Genomic DNA, 15,936 nt, shown 5'->3' on the forward strand with positions numbered 1-15,936 from the left:
GCGTTTTTGGCGCAAATCGCCGCCACGAACTTTGCTGAAATTCCCTTGGCCGGAACAGCGCCCATCTGGGAAGTGCCCCGCTGGCGAAGATTGAAAACGTGGAGCGTACTTCGGACGCTCTGACGCCATCGCAATGGGGCGCTTGTCCATGACTGCCGAACAGACCTTCCCGGACCAGCGCTATGCCGCCTTTCGCCACCGCGCTTTCCTAAGCTACTGGGCGGCACGCTTCCTCACCACATTCGCCACCATGATCGTGTCCGTCGCGGTCGGCTGGCAGATGTACGACCTGACCCGCGACCCGCTCGATCTCGGCCTCGTCGGCATCGTCCAGTTCCTGCCGTCGCTGTTCCTGGTGCTGGTCACCGGCGTCGTCGCCGATCGCTTCGGCCGCCGGCTGATCATGGCGCTGGCGGTGCTGATCGAGGCGATCTGCGCGCTCACGCTGCTGCTTATGACACTGCGCGGCATCGGCGGTCCGCTGCCGATCTTCGTCGTGCTGGCCATGTTCGGCGTCGCCCGCGCCTTCTTCGGCCCGGCATCGGCCTCGCTGTTCGCAAACCTGGTGCCGCCGCAGGATTTCGCCAACGCCATCGCCTGGAACTCGTCGGCCTGGCAGACGGCGACCATTGTCGGCCCGGTTGCAGGCGGCCTCCTCTATGGCGTATCGGCGGAAGTAGCCTACGGCACCGCCGCCATGCTGATGCTGGTGGCGGGCGTGCTGATCTTCACCATTCCACGGCCGGCGCAACGCAGCGAGACCGCCAAGCCGACGATGCAGACGCTGTTTGCCGGTTTCGGCTATATCTGGGGCGAGAAGATCGTGCTTGGCGCCATCTCGCTCGACCTGTTCGCGGTGCTGCTGTCGGGCGCCTCGGCACTGCTGCCCATCTATGCCCGCGATATCCTGCAACTTGGTCCCTGGGGCCTCGGCCTGCTACGCTCGGCGCCGGGCGTCGGCGCCATCTGCGTCGCCATCTGGCTGGCCGGCCATCCGATCCGTAATCACGCCGGCATGATCATGCTCGGCTTCGTCGCGGCATTCGGCGCCTTCACCGTGTTGTTCGGCCTGTCGACCATCACCTGGCTGTCGATCGCGGCACTGGCCTTCCTTGGCGCCACCGACATGTTCAGCGTCTACATCAGGGAAACCCTGATCCAGCTGTGGACGCCCGACCACGTGCGCGGCCGCGTCAACGCCGTCAACCAGGTCTTCGTCGGCGCTTCCAACGAGCTCGGCGAGTTCCGCGCCGGCACGATGGCGGCGCTGATCGGCACGGTTCCGGCGGTCGTGATCGGCGGTGTCGGCGCGATCGCCGTCGCCGGGCTGTGGATGGTGCTGTTCCCGCAACTGCGCAAGGTTCGTCACCTCAACGGACGAAACTGACGCCTATCGCACGGCCGGCCTGCCGAAAATCGTGCGCAAAAACTCGTCCAGCCAGCGCTTCAGGTGCATGTCCCAGATCAGCCGCCCGCCGAGGTGATCGCGGCCGGGCTGCGCGCCCGGCAACTCGAAACGATGCGCGCCGCGCACCACCCAGCGCTGCATCATCACCCTGGTCAATTCGCCGTGGAACTGGATGCCCCAGGCATTGTCGCGGTATCGGAACGCCTGGTTGGGATAGGTCTCGGCAGTCGCCAGCAAGGTCGCGTCCCTGGGCAGCGAAAAGCCTTCGCGATGGAACTGGTAGACCATCTCGGGCCAGTGCATCAGTCTCTGGCCGGCTTCGGTCGCCTTCAGCGGATACCAGCCGATCTCGACCAGCCCTTCGCCGTGCCCCTCGACCTTGCCGCCGAGATGGTTGGCCAGCATCTGCGCGCCGAGGCAGATGCCGAGGATCGGCCGGTTCTCCCTGAGCGGGACTTCCAGCCAGTTGGTCTCGCGGCGGACGAACTCGTCCTCGTCATTGGCGCTCATCGGCCCGCCGAACACCACGGCACCGGCGTGCCCGTCCAGCGTTTCCGGCAAGACGTCGCCGAGCGGCGGCCGGCGGATGTCGAGATCGAAGCCTTCTTCGAGAAGCATGTGGCCGACACGTCCGGGGCTCGAATTCTCCTGATGCAGCACGATCAGGACCTTGGCTTTCGAGCTCGGCTTTGGCGGCATTGGCAGGCGCAACCTTATTCGTCGTTTGATGTTCCACGGGCGTCAGGTACTTGCGCCGCCGCCTTGCGTCGCGCCTCGACACGGTCGCGGCGCTCGACGCCGATCAGCTCGGCGACGCGCCACACCGTGTTGTCCTCCAGCTCGTGCAGCTCGCCATCGGCATAGACGATCTCCCACATCAGGCCGATGAAGGCCTTGCGCCCATCCGCGTCGAGATGGCGCTTGAGCACGCTGGTGAACGCATAGAGGTCGATCGCCTCGTTGTCGGCGCGTTCGCCGGCGGCGGCCAACGCATCGAGTTCGTCGCCGCTGATCGAATAGCTCTCCGCCAGCACGGTCTTGAGCCGTTCCCATTCGACATCCTGGCGCACGCCGTCGGCGTTCATCACGTGATAGAGCAGCGCCGATGCCGCAACGCGCGGATCGTCCGCGCTCGGACGGGCGCCGGCGCCCGCAGGCAAATCTCTCAGAAACGACAAGACACGTTCGAACATCGATCCATTCCCAGCGGCGCGATAGCCGGCCCAATTCAGAACAAGCGAAACCGACGCGACGATTTCTCCGCCTCGTCGTCCGGATCGACACCGGGGTCGTCCGGCAAGCGTGCGAGTTCCTCCGCGGGCTCGACGGCCTCGGCATCGGCCGGCACGGCCGCAAAAGCCGCGGCGGTCACAGGCGTAACATGGTCTTCGCGGGCTTCCTTGCCTTCATTGCCCGGAGCAGCGTGATCGATCACTTCGGCCGGCTTCTCCCGTGCCGGGCCGGCTGGCGCTTCGATAGCTGGTATCGCCATATCCGGCGCATCGTCGCGGCTGTCGATCAGTTGCCCAAGACGCTCCATCGGCGCGCGCCATTCGAACGCGTCGAGCCGCCCGGTAACCGGCGAAACCGGCGCCCAGCGCTCGGAAACCACACCGTCGGCCACCCAGGCCGGATCGCGGGGCGCCCGCACCGCCTTCGATAGGAGCTGCCGCACCTTGCCCTGGTCGCCAGTCTCGGCCTCCTCGATATCGGCCAGCAGCAGATAGGCGCCTTCGCGCCGGTCCATCCGGATCGCGGCCTCGGCTTCGCGGCGGGCGGTGGAAAAGTCCTGCGCGTCGAGCGCGGCGCGTGCCACCGTCATGGATGATTCGGCGTGGTTCTTCTTCATCTCCTGCAGCTTCTTCGCCCGGTTGAGGCGGTCGAGCACGGCATCGCCTGGCCGTGCATGGGTATAAAGCTCGGATATCTCCGGATGCGGCTCGGCTTTCCACGCGGCTTCCAGGATTTTCGACCCTTTGCGCACGTCGTTCTGCTTGAACAGCGCGGCGGCGGCGGCAACCGCGGCAGGCGCGAAATCAGGCTGCAGCCGGTTGGCCTCGATCGCCGCGGTCCTGGCGGCGGCGGGGTCGCTGTCGGCGAGCGATTGCGCCTTGGCGGTCAACAGCACCGCCCGCCTGCGGTTGGCGGCATCGCGCTCGATCTGACGTGTCGATTTCTGCGCATCGACCAGTTTCAGGGCGCCGTCCCAGTCGCCGCGCGCGGTCAGCTCTTCGAGTGTCGATTCGGCTGCCCAGGCCAGTTGCGGCGCCACCACAGCGGCGCGGCCGGCATAATGGCGCGCCGCATTGCGGTCGCCGAGGCGTTCGGCTTCGAGATATAGGCCGCGCAGGCCGAGCAGCCGCATTTCAGGATCGTCGAGCATGCTCTCGAATTTCTGCCGTGCGCCTTCATGGTCGCCTTCGAGCAGCGACGCCTGCGCCTCCAGGAGATGGATCAGCGGCTCCTGGTCGGAACGGATCAGCTTGGCCGCTTCCTTGGTCTTCTTGCGGGCCAGCGCGCCGTCACCGGCGCCGGCCGCGATCATGCCGGTCGACAACGCCTGGTAACCACGGTCGCGGCGACGCACGCGGAAATAGCGCGAGATGGTGTAGGGGCTGTTCCACAGCGACTTGACGAGCCACCACAGGATCATCACCGCGGCGACCACGGCAACGACGGCGACCGCCGCCACCATCAGGCTAACCTGGTATTGATAGCCGCTGAAGGTGATGACCATGTCGCCCGGCCGGTCGGCCAGCCAGGCAAAGCCCAGCCCGAGCGCGAAAACGACGATGAGGAAGCCGAGCAGGCGGATCATTATGTTGCCCTCACGCCTTCATCGCGCCGGAGATCAGCGCGTCGACCTGGGTTTCGACCTCGATGCGCGCCTTCAGTTTGCCGGCAAAATCGGCGCCGGCGGCCTTCGCGGGCTCAGGCAACGTGTCATATTCGCTGAGCGCCTTGGCGTAGTCGCCCTGGTTGACCGCCACCTCCATGCGCGCGACGGTTTCCGGCGCGCCGGCACCTTCGACGGCGCCGATCGGCCTGACCTTGACCAGCGATTCGGCGCTCGACAGCAGGTTCTGCAGGAAGCCGGCATTCTCGTCGGCCGGCGTCGCGGCGGCGACCATGGCATTGGCGGCGGCATCCATCTGCGATGCGATCTCGGCGCGCGTGGGAACGCCCTTTTCGGCGTAGCCGCGCAACGTCGCGAGTTGCGGCGCGTCAGGCGAGATAGCGGCCAAGGTCTCGAGTTCGGCCGAGAATGGCGCCCCGCGCTCGAGTGCCGCCTTCAGCGCCGAAGCGGCGATGGCGAGCGCGATCTTCGGCTGTCCCGCCTGCGCCTCGACCTTGCCGGAGAGCTGCGACACCGACTGTTCGAGCGCGCTGAGCCGGCCATCCTGTGATTTTACAGCCTCGCCGGCCGACCGCACCTGCGCATCGATCCCAGCCAGCCTTTCGTTGAGCGGGCCAAGATCGACCGGAGCCGTGCCGCCGGCCTTGCCGAGGGCGGCGACCGCCGTTTCGATCTGCCGGACCTTATCGCCAAGTGCCGCAAGCCCGGCATTGTCGCCGGCACCACCGGATTCGACCGCCGATTTCAGCGCCGCGACATCGCCCTTGACCTGATCCAGTGCCGCCGAGAGGCCGTCAACCTTGGCCGACGCATCGCTGTTGCCGCCGGCTTCTTTCAAGCCTGCGATTTCGGTCCTCAGCGCGGCGATCTCGCCGTTGACGCCGTCGAGCGAGACACCCGAGCCGGAGCCCGGCGCGCCGAGCAGGCCGGCGAATTGCAGGCCGCCGGCGCCGACCAGCGCGATGACACCGCCGATAATGCCGGCCGCGATGCCGTTGATGCCGCCACGCTTAGGCTGCGCTGCCATCGGTTCGCTCCACGTATCGGCCTTTCCCGCTGCCGACTTTCCCGCCGATTTGGCCTCGCCAGTCTTGGCGGTCGCGTCCTCGAAATCGTAGTCGGAGGCCGCGGCGCGGCTGGGCGGCACGTCCGAACCGGGATAGGGCAGTTCCGGCTCGACGGCCTTGGTCCCGGCATCCGCGGGCGCTTCAGCGTCACCCCCCGTCGCGGCGTGCTCCCATGGCTCAAGATCGGTCTGGTCGGCATGGACCGGTTCTTCCGGCGGTTCCGGCTGCGAGGCGTTCGCGGCTTCCTCGGCCTTCGCCTCGTCGGTCTTGGCCTCATCGCCGGCGGCATCCTCGTCGGCGATGCGTGAGACGGCGCCCGGATCGAGGTCGATAGTCACCGGGTCGCGGCGGCTTTTCGAGTGTCGCATCTTCGGCGTCTTGACCATGCCTGGGCTCCGCAAAATTCGCTTCGTCTCAACGCCGGGTGGCGCTTGAATGGTTAGAAAGGGTCTAGCACATCACCAAGCGGTGAAAAGGGGCGGTGTGATGACGCGGCTCAGGGCCGCGCCCGCAAAAGTGCCAGCAGCGCCTCCTCGTCAGGCTGCGCGGCAATACGGATTTCGTTACCGGTGCTGTCGTCAAAGGCGGCGGCGATGCGCGCTGAAAGCGCGAGGAACCGCGTCTCTTCAAACAGACCTTGTAGAGCTGGCCGCCCGATCAAGCCGCGCATCGCGGCAGCCGCCACGGCCGAATAGAGCAGCACCGCGTCGACAGGTTGGCCGGACAGGCGCTCAACGACGGCCTTATCCGGATAAGCAACCGCCAGCGTGTCATAGGTCTCCACGGCTTGGATCCGAACGCCGTCCGCCTTCAGCGTCTGTTCGAAGACTGGAAACCGCACGCGCCCGCAGAGATAGGCGACGGTCTTGCCGGAAAATGCAGCAGCCATGCTGTCGGCCAGTGCCTCGGCATCGCCCGGACCTTCCGCGACCGACAGGAAACCCGCTTCGCGGGCGACCTCCGCCGTCCTTTTGCCGACGGCATGGCAAGGCAGAGTGGCGAGTCCCGTGACTATATCCCTTGGCGCATGGCGCACGGCGTTGGCGCTGGTGACCGCAACGGCGATGGCGTCGCCTGGAACCGATCGGGCCTCGACCGGCAAAGCCGTCGTTTCGGTCAGGGGCAAAACGATCGGCTGAAAGCCTGTCTCCCGCAGCTTTCGCGCCGTGCGCGACGCCCCCGGTTCCGGCCTGGTCACCAGAACGCGCAGCATTTCAGAGCCAGCCGTCGAAGAACTTTTCGCCGGCCTTGGCCCGCACCGTCCGGGCTGCTTCCCCGCCGATACGGGCGGCCTCCCGCGCCGGCCCTTGCAGTTCGACCGTGTGCGACTGGGTGCCGTCGGGCGAGATGATCAGCCCGGCGAAATTGAGCTTTCCGGCCTCGATCGCCGCATAACCGGCGATCGGCGTGCGGCAGGAACCGTCGAGCGCTGCGAGGAAGGCGCGCTCGCAGGCCAGCGCCTGGCCGGTCGGCACATCGTGGATAGCGGTCAGCATTTTTTCGACGTCGCCATCGCCCATGCGGCTCTCGATGCAGATCGCGCCTTGGCCCGGCGCCGGCGGGAAGATGTCGAGCGGCATCAGATCGGTGACGACGTGCTCCAGCCCGAGCCGCTTCAACCCGGCATAGGCGAGGATCGTCCCGGCGGCGACCCCTTCATCCAGCTTGCGCAGGCGCGTCTGTACATTGCCGCGGAACATCACGACGTCCAGATCGGGCCGCATCCTGCGGATCAGCGCCTGCCGCCGCAGCGACGACGAGCCGACTTTCGACCCATGCGGCAAGTCGGCGATGGCCCTCGCCGCCTTGCCGACAAAGGCGTCGCGCGCGTCCTCGCGCGGCAGGAAGGCAGAGAGTTCCAGACCATCGGGCAGTTGCGTCGGCATGTCCTTCGACGAATGCACGGCGATGTCGATCCTGCCGGCGAGCAGCGCTTCCTCGATCTCCTTGGTGAACAGGCCCTTACCGCCGGCTTCCGACAACGGCCGGTCCTGGATGCGGTCGCCGCTGGTCGAGATGACGACGACCTCGAAAGCTTCCGCCGGCATGCCATGGGCGGCCATCAGCCGCGCCTGCGTTTCATGCGCCTGTGCCAGCGCCAGCGGGCTGCCGCGTGTTCCGATTTTCAAGGTTGTTTGCATGGCGCGCAGTCCGTGATAACCCCCGGCGAGCGAGGTCTTCCGGGGTTTCTCCTAAAGGGGAAAGCTCCGCGATACAATCTTCGGAGATAGCGACGAATTGATCCGCGTCCTGGGCATCGAGACGAGTTGTGACGAGACCGCCGCCAGCGTCGTGGCGGTCGACGGCGATTCCGCGCCGCAAATCCTGTCCAACATCGTGCTCAGCCAGATCGAGGAACATGCCGCATTCGGCGGCGTGGTGCCGGAGATCGCGGCGCGTGCCCATGTCGAGGCGCTGGACGGCATCATCGAGGCGGCGCTGGCCGATTCGGGCACCGCACTTGCCGATATCGACGCGATCGCCGCCACCGCCGGCCCTGGCCTTGTCGGCGGGCTGATCGTCGGGCTGATGACGGCCAAGGCGATCGCCGCCGCGGCCGACAAGCCGCTGATCGCCATCAATCACCTCGAAGGCCACGCCTTGACCGCCAGGCTGACCGACGGGCTCGATTTCCCCTATTTGCTGCTGCTGGTCTCCGGGGGCCATACGCAGATCCTCGCCGTGCGCGGCGTCGGAGACTATCAGCGCTGGGCAACCACCATCGACGACGCACTCGGCGAAGCTTTCGACAAGACGGCCAAGATGCTCGGCCTGCCCTATCCCGGCGGCCCGAATGTCGAGAAGGCGGCACAAACCGGCAGTCCCTCGCGCTTTGCCTTTCCGCGTCCGATGAAGGGCTCGGCCCAGCCGGACTTTTCCTTCTCCGGTTTGAAGACCGCCGTGCGCCAGGCCGCGACCGCCATCGAGCCCCTGAGTGACCAGGACGTCGCCGATATCTGCGCTTCGTTCCAGGCGGCTGTCGCCGATGCGCTTGCCGATCGCGTCGCGCGTGCCCTGGCGCGTTTCAGCCAAACATTTCCCGGCACGAAAAACCCGGCGCTGGTCGTCGCCGGCGGCGTCGCCGCCAACCGCACGATCAAGGCGACATTGGAGCGGCTCTGCGCCGAGGACGGCTTCGCCTTCGTCGCGCCGCCGCTGAAGCTTTGCACCGACAACGCGGCGATGATCGCCTGGGCCGGCATCGAACGGCTGCGCGAAGGTATGGCGCAGGAGAACGGTTTCGATTTCGTGCCGCGCTCGCGCTGGCCGCTGGACAGCGTCTCGACGCCGATGGTCGGCTCCGGCCGGCGTGGAGCCAAAGCATGATCAAGGGAGGCATGATCGAGGCAAGCAGGATCGAAGGAGACATGAGCGGCAGCGACACTGTTCCAACCGGCTGGCGTGTTGCCGTGCTCGGCGGCGGGGCCTGGGGCACCGCTTTGGCGATGGCCATGCTGCGCGTCGGCCATTTCGTCCGCCTTTATGCCCGCGACCCGGCGACCGTCGCCGCGATCGACCGCGGCGAAAATCCACGCTACCTGCCGGGCATAGCGCTCCAGGCCGGCATCGTGGCGACGAGCAACATCCAAGCCGCGCTCGACGGTGCCGATTGCGTGCTGGCGGTGACGCCGGCGCAGTCGCTGCGGGCAACGCTGACGGTCGCCAAGGAGCATATGCCGGCCGGCATTCCGCTCGTTCTCTGCGCCAAGGGCATCGAGCGCGATACCGGCGCCTTGCTGTCGGCAATCGTCGAAGAGATCTTGCCGCAGAACCCCGTCGCCGCCCTGTCCGGCCCAAGCTTCGCCATCGATGTCGCCCGCGGCCTGCCGACAGCGGTGGTGGTTGCCGCCCGCGACGAAGGCCTGGCCACCGAGCTCGCCGCCCGCTTTTCCGCCGAAAACCTGCGTTGCTATTCGAGCGACGATCTCATCGGCGTCGAGATCGGCGGCGCCTTGAAGAACGTCTTCGCCATCGCGGCTGGCGCGGTCACCGGCGCCGGGCTCGGCGCCAGCGCCCAGGCCGCCATGGTGACGCGCGGCTTCGTCGAACTGCGCCGCATCGGTGCAGCCTTCGGCGCCAGGCCGGAAACGCTGATGGGCCTTTCCGGCCTCGGTGACCTGATGCTCACCTGCTCGTCCACCCAGTCCCGCAATTTCGCCTATGGCCTGGCGCTCGGACAAGGCAAGCCGCTTTCCGGACTGCCCTTGGCCGAGGGCGTGCCGACGGCCGCGATCGCTGCCCGCATCGCCGCCGAGCGCAACATCGACGCGCCGATCATCGCCGCCGCCGCAGCCATACTGGATGGCACCATCACCATCCGGCAGGCAGTGACGGCCTTGATGACGCGGCCGCTGAAAACCGAAACCAACGATTGATCCATCCCCGGGAGGAAGACCATGCTTTTTGCTTTGATTTGCAAAGACAAGCCCGCGACCCTGCAGGTGCGTCTCGACACGCGGCCTGAGCATATAGCCTTTCTCGAAGGGTTGAACGGCGACAAGAAACTCGCCTTTGCCGGTCCGTTCCTCGACGCCGAAGGCAAGCCCAATGGCAGCCTCGTGGTCGTCGAGGCTCCCGATCTGGCCGCTGCACAAGCCTTGTCCGCCGCGGATCCCTACGCCAAGGCCGGCCTGTTCGAGAGCGTCGAAGTCCGCCAGTGGAACTGGACGTTCAACAAGCCGGCGGCTAGTTAATTCCGGTCGCCGGCAGGCGAACCGCAAGGAGGGAGCAAAGACATGAACTACTGGCTGTTCAAATCCGAACCTTCGGTCTTCTCCTTCGAGGCGTTGAAGGCCAAGGGCAAGGCCGGCACGCAGTGGGACGGCGTGCGCAACTACGCCGCGCGCAACAACATGAAGGCGATGCAGATCGGCGACCTCGGCTTCTTCTACCACTCCAATGAGGGGCTGAACGTGGTCGGTATCGCCGAGGTCTGCGCGCTGGCCCATCCGGACACCACATCGGACGATCCGCGCTGGGAATGCGTCGACATCCGCGCCTTCAAGGACGTGCCCAACCCGCCGACGCTGGAACAGGTCAAGGCCAATCCGAAGCTTGCCGACATGGCGCTGGTCCGGCTCGGACGGCTTTCCGTTCAGCCGGTGACGCCGGCCGAATGGAAGGAAGTCTGCCGTATGGGCGGCCTGATACCTGCCCCGTGACGGTGCTGACGCCAACCGGCGCGAAGCAGTTCATTCTCGACAACACGGCGCTGATGGCGCCGCCGCATGTGCCCGAGATCGAGCTTCATCTCGCCGATGAAGCGCATGATCTGTGGCTGCGCACGGAAGACGAGCTGGCCGAAATCGGCTTGCCGCCGCCTTTCTGGGCGTTTGCCTGGGCCGGTGGCCAGGGTCTCGCCCGCCATGTCATCGACAATCCGGCCACGGTGTGGGGCAAGCGCGTGCTCGACTTCGCTTCCGGTTCCGGCCTTGTCGCCATCGCCGCCGCCAAGGCCGGTGCCGCCAAGGTGATCGCCGCCGATATCGATCCGTTCTGTGCGACCGCGATCCGGCTCAATGCGCAAGCCAATGGCGTCGGGATCGAATTCCTCGGCACGGACTGCATCGGGACCGACACGGGCTGGGATGTGATCCTGGCCGGAGACGTCTTCTACGACAAGCCTTTCGCGGACCGGCTGATGCCGTGGTTCTCGGCTCTCAAAGGGCGCGGTGCCGACATCCTGGTCGGCGATCCCGGCCGATCCTACTTGCCGCGATCGGGGCTGGAGCCGCTCGATGTCTACGAAGTGCCGGTGACGCGGGCGCTCGAGGACGCCGAGACCAAGCGCACGACCGTCTGGCGATGGAGTGCCGGCGTTCGGCTTGACGCCATCGCCGAACAGGCGTTTCCATAAATCTGCATCGGAGGGGGAAGCACATGAACTTTTCAGCAGTAAACTGGCTGGCGGTGATCGCCGCCGCCGTCGCCGCGTGGTTGTTCGGCGCCGCCTGGTACATGGGCTTGAGCAAGCCGTGGCTCAAGGCCGCCAAAATCGATCCGGCGACAATGAAAAAGTCGTTGCTGCCCTTCGCCATCAGCTTCATCGCCGAACTGGTCATGGCGCTCGTCATGGCCTTGGTCGTCGGCGCATTGACCGGCGGTGAGCCGACATGGCTCGCCGGTCTCGTCTTCGGCTTCGTGCTCTGGCTCGGATTCGTCGCCACCACGCTCTCGGTCAACCATCGCTACGAGAATTTCGGCTGGGACCTGACCCTTATCGACGGCGGCCATTGGCTCGGCGTGCTGTTGATCATCGGCGCCATCATCGGCTGGTTCGGCGCCGCGGCAAGCTGAATGAGTGGTGGTGCATTGATGCCGGGAGAATTCCCTCGCGACCTGGTGTTCACCCGGATCTGTCACGTCAAGCAGGGTTATGACGACCGGCGCCGGCACATCGTCAAGGAATTCGAGCGGCGCGGCGTGCCGGTCTACTTCTACACCGACTGGGACCAGCCGGACATCACCCCGGAGATACGCAGCGAATTGATCGCTCCCGACTTTGTCCATCCGGCGCGCGTCTCGCTGGCGCTCAAACACGTCGGCATATGGCGCGACTTCCTCGAAACCGACCTGCCGTATTGCCTGGTTTTCGAGGATGACGTGTTTCTGGCCCGCGATTTTGTCGCCGGGTTCCGGCAAGGGCTGGCCGAACTCGGCGACCCCCTGCGCAAGGCCGTCATCTATCTCGGCAATGGCAGCAATTATTACACGCCGAGCTGGAAATTGCGAAAAGGCCGCAAGCTCTATCCGGCGCTCCACGCCCGATGCGCCGATTCCTACCTCATCACCCGCCCCGTCGCGGAAGCCCGCTGCGCCTGGATTGCCGAGAACAGGATATCTTGGCCGATCGACCACCAGATCGAACACATGGATGGCGAACTGGGAATTGAAATGCTGTGGTTCGAGCGGCCGATTGCCGAACAAGGCAGCGAAAACGGAGCGTTTCACACTTCAGTGGCCGGAAAATCGCGTCCGCTCCTGTACAGCAAGCTGCAATGGAAATGGAAGAAATACACCCGGATGATCTTCGGCCATAGCGCCCGGTCCTGAACGGGAGTTTCGGATTTGGCGCGACGGCTACGCCGTGTCCGTGGTGCGTGTCTTGGCCATTTCCTCGAGGATCCATTCGCGGAAGGCGACGATGCGAGGATCGTCGGCCATCGCCTGGGGGTAGACCAGGAAATAGGCGTATTCGGGCGCGACTTTGATGCCGAGTTCGAAAGGCCGCACCAGCCTGCCCTCGGAAAGGTCGTTGGCCACCATGGCGAAATCGGCGAGCGCCACCGCGCTGCCCTCCAGCGCCGCCTGAACCGCATCGGCTGACGTGCCGAAGACGATGGTGCGGCTGTCGTCGAAATCGTCGACGCCGGCCGCCGCCATCCACATGCGCCAGTTCGGCCACGTCACGCCTTGCCGCGCCCATTCGATATGGGCAAGCGTGTGGTGGAAGAGATCGCGCGGCTCGCGCAAGGGCGGCCCGGATGCCAAAAGACTTGGGCTGCATACCGGAATAATGATGTTGTCGAACAGGCGGTGCGCGCAGAGCCCCGGATATTTTCCGGCGCCGAAACGGATACCGACATCGACATCGTCAAGCTCGAAATCGCGCAATCCGTAGGCGATGTCGAATCTGAGCTCGATGCCCGGCCTTTGCTTGCGGAAATCCTCGACACGCCGCATCAGCCATTTCGTCGCGAACTGCGCGTCCAGCGTCACCTTCAGAAATTCCGTCCCGCGTGCCGTCTTGCGCGCTCGCATGACGGCCCGGCCGAGCAGGTCAAGCGTGTCGGTCGCGGCTTCGAACAGCACCGTGCCCGCCTCGGTCAGCCGGATCGTGCGGCTGGTGCGGGTAAACAACACCAGTCCGAGCTGATCCTCGATTTCCTTGATCTGATGGCTGACCGCGGCCGGCGTCAGGCCGAGCTCGTCGGCGGCGCGGGTGAAATTGAGGTGCCGAGCCGCCGCCTCGAGCGTCCTCAACGCACGCGTTCCCGGCAGCGGACTTGCCATCAGAGCGTTACCTTGCCGAAGCGGCCCATGGCATCCTAATCCTCAAAGAAAACTTGATGATCTGGAAAAAACTACTCGTTTCCTCCCCGGATTTCAATCGGGCATGATGTGAGCATCGAAGCACCATCAAACAGAATTTGATGTCAGGACGAACGGATCGCGCCATGTCACACATCGCTCTCAACTCTGTTCATGTCAGGCCGGCCTGGCTGACCGCGACCCTAGACTGGCTGCGTCATGCCAGGGTCGCCGTCAATCTTCCGCACCAGAACGTCGAAGACCTGTCCGATCGCCAGTTGCGCGATGTCGGTGCCGCCCGCAAGGACATCGCCCGCGCCATGGACCGCGAAATGGGCCGGCTCGGGCTTCTCGACATTGGCTGGCAGCAGCCGGAACGGAAGGGAATAGGGGAGTAAGGCAATACGGCAGTAGGGAAAGTCGGGTAGCACGGAGCCACTCCCCTACTCCCCTACTCCCCTACTCCCCTACTCCCCTACTCCCCTACTCCCCTACTCCCCTACTCCCCTACTCCCCTACTCCCCTATCTCACCACCCTCACCACCGTTCGATCCGACAGCAGCGGCAAAAGCCGCGTCATGGTGCGCGCGGTCACCGCCACGCAGCCTTGCGTCGGCGTGAACCCGGGACGCGCCAGGTGGAAGAAGATGGCGCTGCCGCGCCCGCGGCGGCGGGGCGCGATGTTCCAGTCGAGCACCAGGCAGGCGTCGTAGAGCCTGTCGTCACGCCGCATGCGTTCGTGGCTGGCGCCGTACGGAATCCTGACCGGGCGGTTGTAGTTGCGGTCGTCAGGCACCTCGCACCAGCCGAGATCCGGCCCGATCGGCGCCATAGCCAGCCGGCTTTTGCGGCCGCCGGAAAAATGGTCGCCACGAAAATAGCCCGACAGGATCCGCATGGCGCCAAGCGGCGTGGCGCCGTCGCCTTCGCGCTTGTCGGCCGAGATGCCGCCGCGCCCCAGCGCGCACGCAAACACCATCTTTCCGGCCTGCAGCAGGCCCTGGCTTGGGCGGCCCGGCCTCGCCCGCACGGTCAGCACACGCAGCCCTTTTGGCAAAATTGCGCCGGCTGCATTGCGATCGCGTTTTTTCTTGTATGATCGTGCCACGGAACAAATCACTGTGATCGGCTATTGTCCCGGTCAGCTTCCGCATAAACAGGCAGCGGTCAACTGAATTTTCTTTTCAAAACAACGGATTGATCCATGACTTCACGCACCATCCTGATTGTCGACGACGATGACGACCTGCGCGGCACATTGGTCGAGCAATTGTCCCTCTACGAGGAATTCGACGTGCTGCAGGAATCGACTGCGGCAAAAGGCGTCGCCGCGGCGCGCGGCGGCCTCGTCGATCTGCTGATCATGGATGTCGGCCTGCCCGACATGGACGGCCGCGAGGCGGTGAAGCTCCTGCGCAAGGGCGGCTACAAGGCGCCCATCATCATGCTGACCGGTCACGACACCGATTCGGACACGATTCTGGGGCTCGAAGCCGGTGCCAACGATTATGTGACGAAGCCATTCCGCTTCGCTGTGCTGCTGGCGCGCATTCGTGCACAGTTGCGCCAGCACGAGCAGAGCGAGGATGCTACGTTTTCGGTCGGGCCCTATACTTTCAAGCCTAGCCAGAAGCTGCTCATCGATCCGCGCGGCGGCAAGGTGCGGCTGACGGAAAAGGAAGCCTCGATCATCAAATATCTCTATCGCGCCGACCAGAAGGTGGTGACGCGCGACGTGCTGCTGGAGGAAGTCTGGGGCTACAACTCGGGCGTCACCACCCACACGCTGGAGACCCATGTCTACAGACTACGCCAGAAGATCGAGCGTGATCCTTCCAATGCGGAAATTCTTGTGACAGAAAGCGGCGGCTACAAGCTGGTTCCTTAAACATTTCATTATCCAATAAGCGGTCTGGGCGGGACCGTTTTCGGGTGCGATCCTGTTGGAGGGGATTCAGGATCGGCTCGTAAAGGAGGGATTGGACTGACCGTTCGGGGACGCAGCTAGAGATGGCGCTGGATGACGACATCCGCATCCTGTCCGCCGTGAGGCTTTTCGAGGGCTTCACGCAGGAACAACTGCGTCTGCTCGCCTTCGGCGCCGAGACCACCTTGCTGCAAGCAGACCACAAGCTTTACCGCGAGGAAGACGAGGCCGATTCGGCCTACATCGTGGTCAGCGGGCGCATCGTGCTCTATCGCGAGCAGGATGGCCAACGTGTCCCGATCGGCACGGCCGGCCCCGGCACCATGCTGAGCGAGCTGGCATTGATCGCCGACACCAACCGGCTGACCAGCGCGTCGGCCGAGATCGATTCGGAAGTGATTCGGCTCAGCCGCAAGATGTTCCGCCGCATATTGGAGGAATATCCGGAGCTGGCGGTGCAGTTACACCAGCGCATCCTTGAGGATTTTCAGGCGATGATCAGCCGTATCGAGAAGCTGGCGCCACGGTTTTCGGAGTGAGGCGCAGCTTCCTATCCGCGAAATTGGCGCGACCGCATGACCTTCGTTATCCTGGGGCGAAGCAAGGAGCGCAGCAACGCGGCGCAGACCCTAGAATGACGAACCAA

Annotated in this window: 19 protein-coding genes; 11 read left to right on the top strand and 8 right to left on the bottom strand. The window is 65.1% G+C overall.

Translation table 11 applies throughout. The annotated features are described in order from the left end of the window. Positions 1–148 precede the first annotated feature (148 nt). Positions 149–1,387 carry an MFS transporter gene (locus NKI49_RS16405; protein ID WP_352602874.1) on the top strand — a complete coding sequence of 413 codons (1,239 nt, stop codon included), beginning with the start codon at positions 149–151 and terminating at the stop codon, positions 1,385–1,387. 3 nt (positions 1,388–1,390) lie between these two features. Here the strand turns inward: NKI49_RS16405 and NKI49_RS16410 are convergent, their stop codons facing one another. From NKI49_RS16410 to hemC, 6 genes are all read right to left on the bottom strand, one after another. Then, positions 1,391–2,107: a glutamine amidotransferase gene (locus NKI49_RS16410; protein WP_352602876.1), complete on the bottom strand. Its 717-nt coding sequence runs from the start codon at positions 2,105–2,107 to the stop codon at positions 1,391–1,393. 14 nt (positions 2,108–2,121) lie between these two features. Then, positions 2,122–2,601: a tellurite resistance TerB family protein gene (locus NKI49_RS16415; protein ID WP_352602878.1), complete on the bottom strand. Its 480-nt coding sequence runs from the start codon at positions 2,599–2,601 to the stop codon at positions 2,122–2,124. 35 nt (positions 2,602–2,636) lie between these two features. Next, positions 2,637–4,226: a heme biosynthesis protein HemY gene (locus NKI49_RS16420; protein ID WP_352602880.1), complete on the bottom strand. Its 1,590-nt coding sequence runs from the start codon at positions 4,224–4,226 to the stop codon at positions 2,637–2,639. Between the two features lie 10 nt (positions 4,227–4,236). Then, on the bottom strand, positions 4,237–5,718 hold the full coding sequence (locus tag NKI49_RS16425; protein ID WP_352602882.1) for a COG4223 family protein: 1,482 nt from the start codon (positions 5,716–5,718) through the stop codon (positions 4,237–4,239). A 110-nt stretch (positions 5,719–5,828) separates the two neighbouring features. Beyond that, the gene (locus NKI49_RS16430; protein WP_352602884.1) at positions 5,829–6,545 is read right to left on the bottom strand and encodes a uroporphyrinogen-III synthase; all 717 of its coding nucleotides are present in this window, start codon (positions 6,543–6,545) and stop codon (positions 5,829–5,831) included. Between the two features lies 1 nt (position 6,546). Then, entirely contained in the window at positions 6,547–7,473 is a 927-nt protein-coding gene (hemC, locus tag NKI49_RS16435) for a hydroxymethylbilane synthase (RefSeq protein ID WP_352602886.1), read from the bottom strand. A gap of 100 nt (positions 7,474–7,573) precedes the next feature. Between hemC and tsaD the strand changes: the two genes are divergently transcribed. The 7 genes from tsaD to NKI49_RS16470 are packed head-to-tail and all read left to right on the top strand — an operon-like array spanning position 7,574 to position 12,385. Further along, complete coding sequence (gene tsaD, locus NKI49_RS16440) at positions 7,574–8,659, top strand: tRNA (adenosine(37)-N6)-threonylcarbamoyltransferase complex transferase subunit TsaD (protein ID WP_352603060.1); 1,086 nt, start codon at positions 7,574–7,576, stop codon at positions 8,657–8,659. A 41-nt stretch (positions 8,660–8,700) separates the two neighbouring features. Then, entirely contained in the window at positions 8,701–9,708 is a 1,008-nt protein-coding gene (locus NKI49_RS16445; protein ID WP_352603062.1) for an NAD(P)H-dependent glycerol-3-phosphate dehydrogenase, read from the top strand. Positions 9,709–9,729: 21 nt separating this feature from the next. Further along, on the top strand, positions 9,730–10,026 hold the full coding sequence (locus NKI49_RS16450; protein WP_352602888.1) for a YciI-like protein: 297 nt from the start codon (positions 9,730–9,732) through the stop codon (positions 10,024–10,026). Between the two features lie 42 nt (positions 10,027–10,068). Then, complete coding sequence (locus NKI49_RS16455; RefSeq protein WP_352602890.1) at positions 10,069–10,494, top strand: EVE domain-containing protein; 426 nt, start codon at positions 10,069–10,071, stop codon at positions 10,492–10,494. Further along, entirely contained in the window at positions 10,449–11,189 is a 741-nt protein-coding gene (locus NKI49_RS16460) for a class I SAM-dependent methyltransferase (RefSeq protein WP_352602892.1), read from the top strand. The genes NKI49_RS16455 and NKI49_RS16460 overlap by 46 nt, the downstream gene beginning before the upstream one ends. A 23-nt stretch (positions 11,190–11,212) precedes the next feature. Next, positions 11,213–11,629: a DUF1761 domain-containing protein gene (locus NKI49_RS16465; RefSeq protein WP_352602894.1), complete on the top strand. Its 417-nt coding sequence runs from the start codon at positions 11,213–11,215 to the stop codon at positions 11,627–11,629. Between the two features lie 18 nt (positions 11,630–11,647). Beyond that, a complete protein-coding gene (locus NKI49_RS16470; RefSeq protein ID WP_352602896.1) occupies positions 11,648–12,385 on the top strand; it encodes a glycosyltransferase family 25 protein in 738 nt (245 codons plus the stop codon). Between the two features lie 27 nt (positions 12,386–12,412). Here the strand turns inward: NKI49_RS16470 and gcvA are convergent, their stop codons facing one another. Then, positions 12,413–13,345 (bottom strand): transcriptional regulator GcvA, encoded by a 933-nt coding sequence (gcvA, locus tag NKI49_RS16475; RefSeq protein ID WP_352602898.1) that lies wholly within the window; start codon positions 13,343–13,345, stop codon positions 12,413–12,415. A gap of 164 nt (positions 13,346–13,509) precedes the next feature. Between gcvA and NKI49_RS16480 the strand changes: the two genes are divergently transcribed. Further along, entirely contained in the window at positions 13,510–13,761 is a 252-nt protein-coding gene (locus NKI49_RS16480; RefSeq protein ID WP_352602900.1) for a hypothetical protein, read from the top strand. Positions 13,762–13,886: 125 nt separating this feature from the next. Here the strand turns inward: NKI49_RS16480 and NKI49_RS16485 are convergent, their stop codons facing one another. Then, a complete protein-coding gene (locus tag NKI49_RS16485) occupies positions 13,887–14,483 on the bottom strand; it encodes a L,D-transpeptidase family protein (RefSeq protein ID WP_352602902.1) in 597 nt (198 codons plus the stop codon). A gap of 84 nt (positions 14,484–14,567) precedes the next feature. Between NKI49_RS16485 and NKI49_RS16490 the strand changes: the two genes are divergently transcribed. Next, positions 14,568–15,251, top strand: coding sequence for a response regulator transcription factor (locus tag NKI49_RS16490; protein WP_352602904.1), 684 nt, complete (start codon positions 14,568–14,570; stop codon positions 15,249–15,251). 122 nt (positions 15,252–15,373) lie between these two features. Beyond that, positions 15,374–15,829, top strand: a complete 456-nt coding sequence (locus NKI49_RS16495) for a cyclic nucleotide-binding domain-containing protein (protein ID WP_352602906.1) — start codon at positions 15,374–15,376, stop codon at positions 15,827–15,829. Positions 15,830–15,936 lie beyond the last annotated feature (107 nt).

This window comes from Mesorhizobium sp. M0587 (assembly GCF_040320945.1).
GTDB lineage: Bacteria > Pseudomonadota > Alphaproteobacteria > Rhizobiales > Rhizobiaceae > Mesorhizobium.

Bases quoted from the DNA above. Each gene is read 5' to 3' on its own strand.
- NKI49_RS16455 (WP_352602890.1), top strand. From the start codon at position 10,069: ATGAACTACTGGCTGTTCAAATCCGAACCTTCGGTCTTCTCCTTCGAG.
- NKI49_RS16480 (WP_352602900.1), top strand. From the start codon at position 13,510: ATGTCACACATCGCTCTCAACTCTGTTCATGTCAGGCCGGCCTGGCTG.
- NKI49_RS16410 (WP_352602876.1), bottom strand. From the start codon at position 2,107: ATGCCGCCAAAGCCGAGCTCGAAAGCCAAGGTCCTGATCGTGCTGCAT.
- NKI49_RS16465 (WP_352602894.1), top strand. From the start codon at position 11,213: ATGAACTTTTCAGCAGTAAACTGGCTGGCGGTGATCGCCGCCGCCGTC.
- NKI49_RS16450 (WP_352602888.1), top strand. From the start codon at position 9,730: ATGCTTTTTGCTTTGATTTGCAAAGACAAGCCCGCGACCCTGCAGGTG.
- hemC (WP_352602886.1), bottom strand. From the start codon at position 7,473: ATGCAAACAACCTTGAAAATCGGAACACGCGGCAGCCCGCTGGCGCTG.
- NKI49_RS16490 (WP_352602904.1), top strand. From the start codon at position 14,568: ATGACTTCACGCACCATCCTGATTGTCGACGACGATGACGACCTGCGC.
- NKI49_RS16425 (WP_352602882.1), bottom strand. From the start codon at position 5,718: ATGGTCAAGACGCCGAAGATGCGACACTCGAAAAGCCGCCGCGACCCG.
- NKI49_RS16460 (WP_352602892.1), top strand. From the start codon at position 10,449: ATGGAAGGAAGTCTGCCGTATGGGCGGCCTGATACCTGCCCCGTGACG.
- NKI49_RS16495 (WP_352602906.1), top strand. From the start codon at position 15,374: ATGGCGCTGGATGACGACATCCGCATCCTGTCCGCCGTGAGGCTTTTC.
- NKI49_RS16445 (WP_352603062.1), top strand. From the start codon at position 8,701: ATGAGCGGCAGCGACACTGTTCCAACCGGCTGGCGTGTTGCCGTGCTC.
- NKI49_RS16405 (WP_352602874.1), top strand. From the start codon at position 149: ATGACTGCCGAACAGACCTTCCCGGACCAGCGCTATGCCGCCTTTCGC.
- NKI49_RS16470 (WP_352602896.1), top strand. From the start codon at position 11,648: ATGCCGGGAGAATTCCCTCGCGACCTGGTGTTCACCCGGATCTGTCAC.
- NKI49_RS16430 (WP_352602884.1), bottom strand. From the start codon at position 6,545: ATGCTGCGCGTTCTGGTGACCAGGCCGGAACCGGGGGCGTCGCGCACG.
- NKI49_RS16415 (WP_352602878.1), bottom strand. From the start codon at position 2,601: ATGTTCGAACGTGTCTTGTCGTTTCTGAGAGATTTGCCTGCGGGCGCC.
- gcvA (WP_352602898.1), bottom strand. From the start codon at position 13,345: ATGGCAAGTCCGCTGCCGGGAACGCGTGCGTTGAGGACGCTCGAGGCG.
- NKI49_RS16420 (WP_352602880.1), bottom strand. From the start codon at position 4,226: ATGATCCGCCTGCTCGGCTTCCTCATCGTCGTTTTCGCGCTCGGGCTG.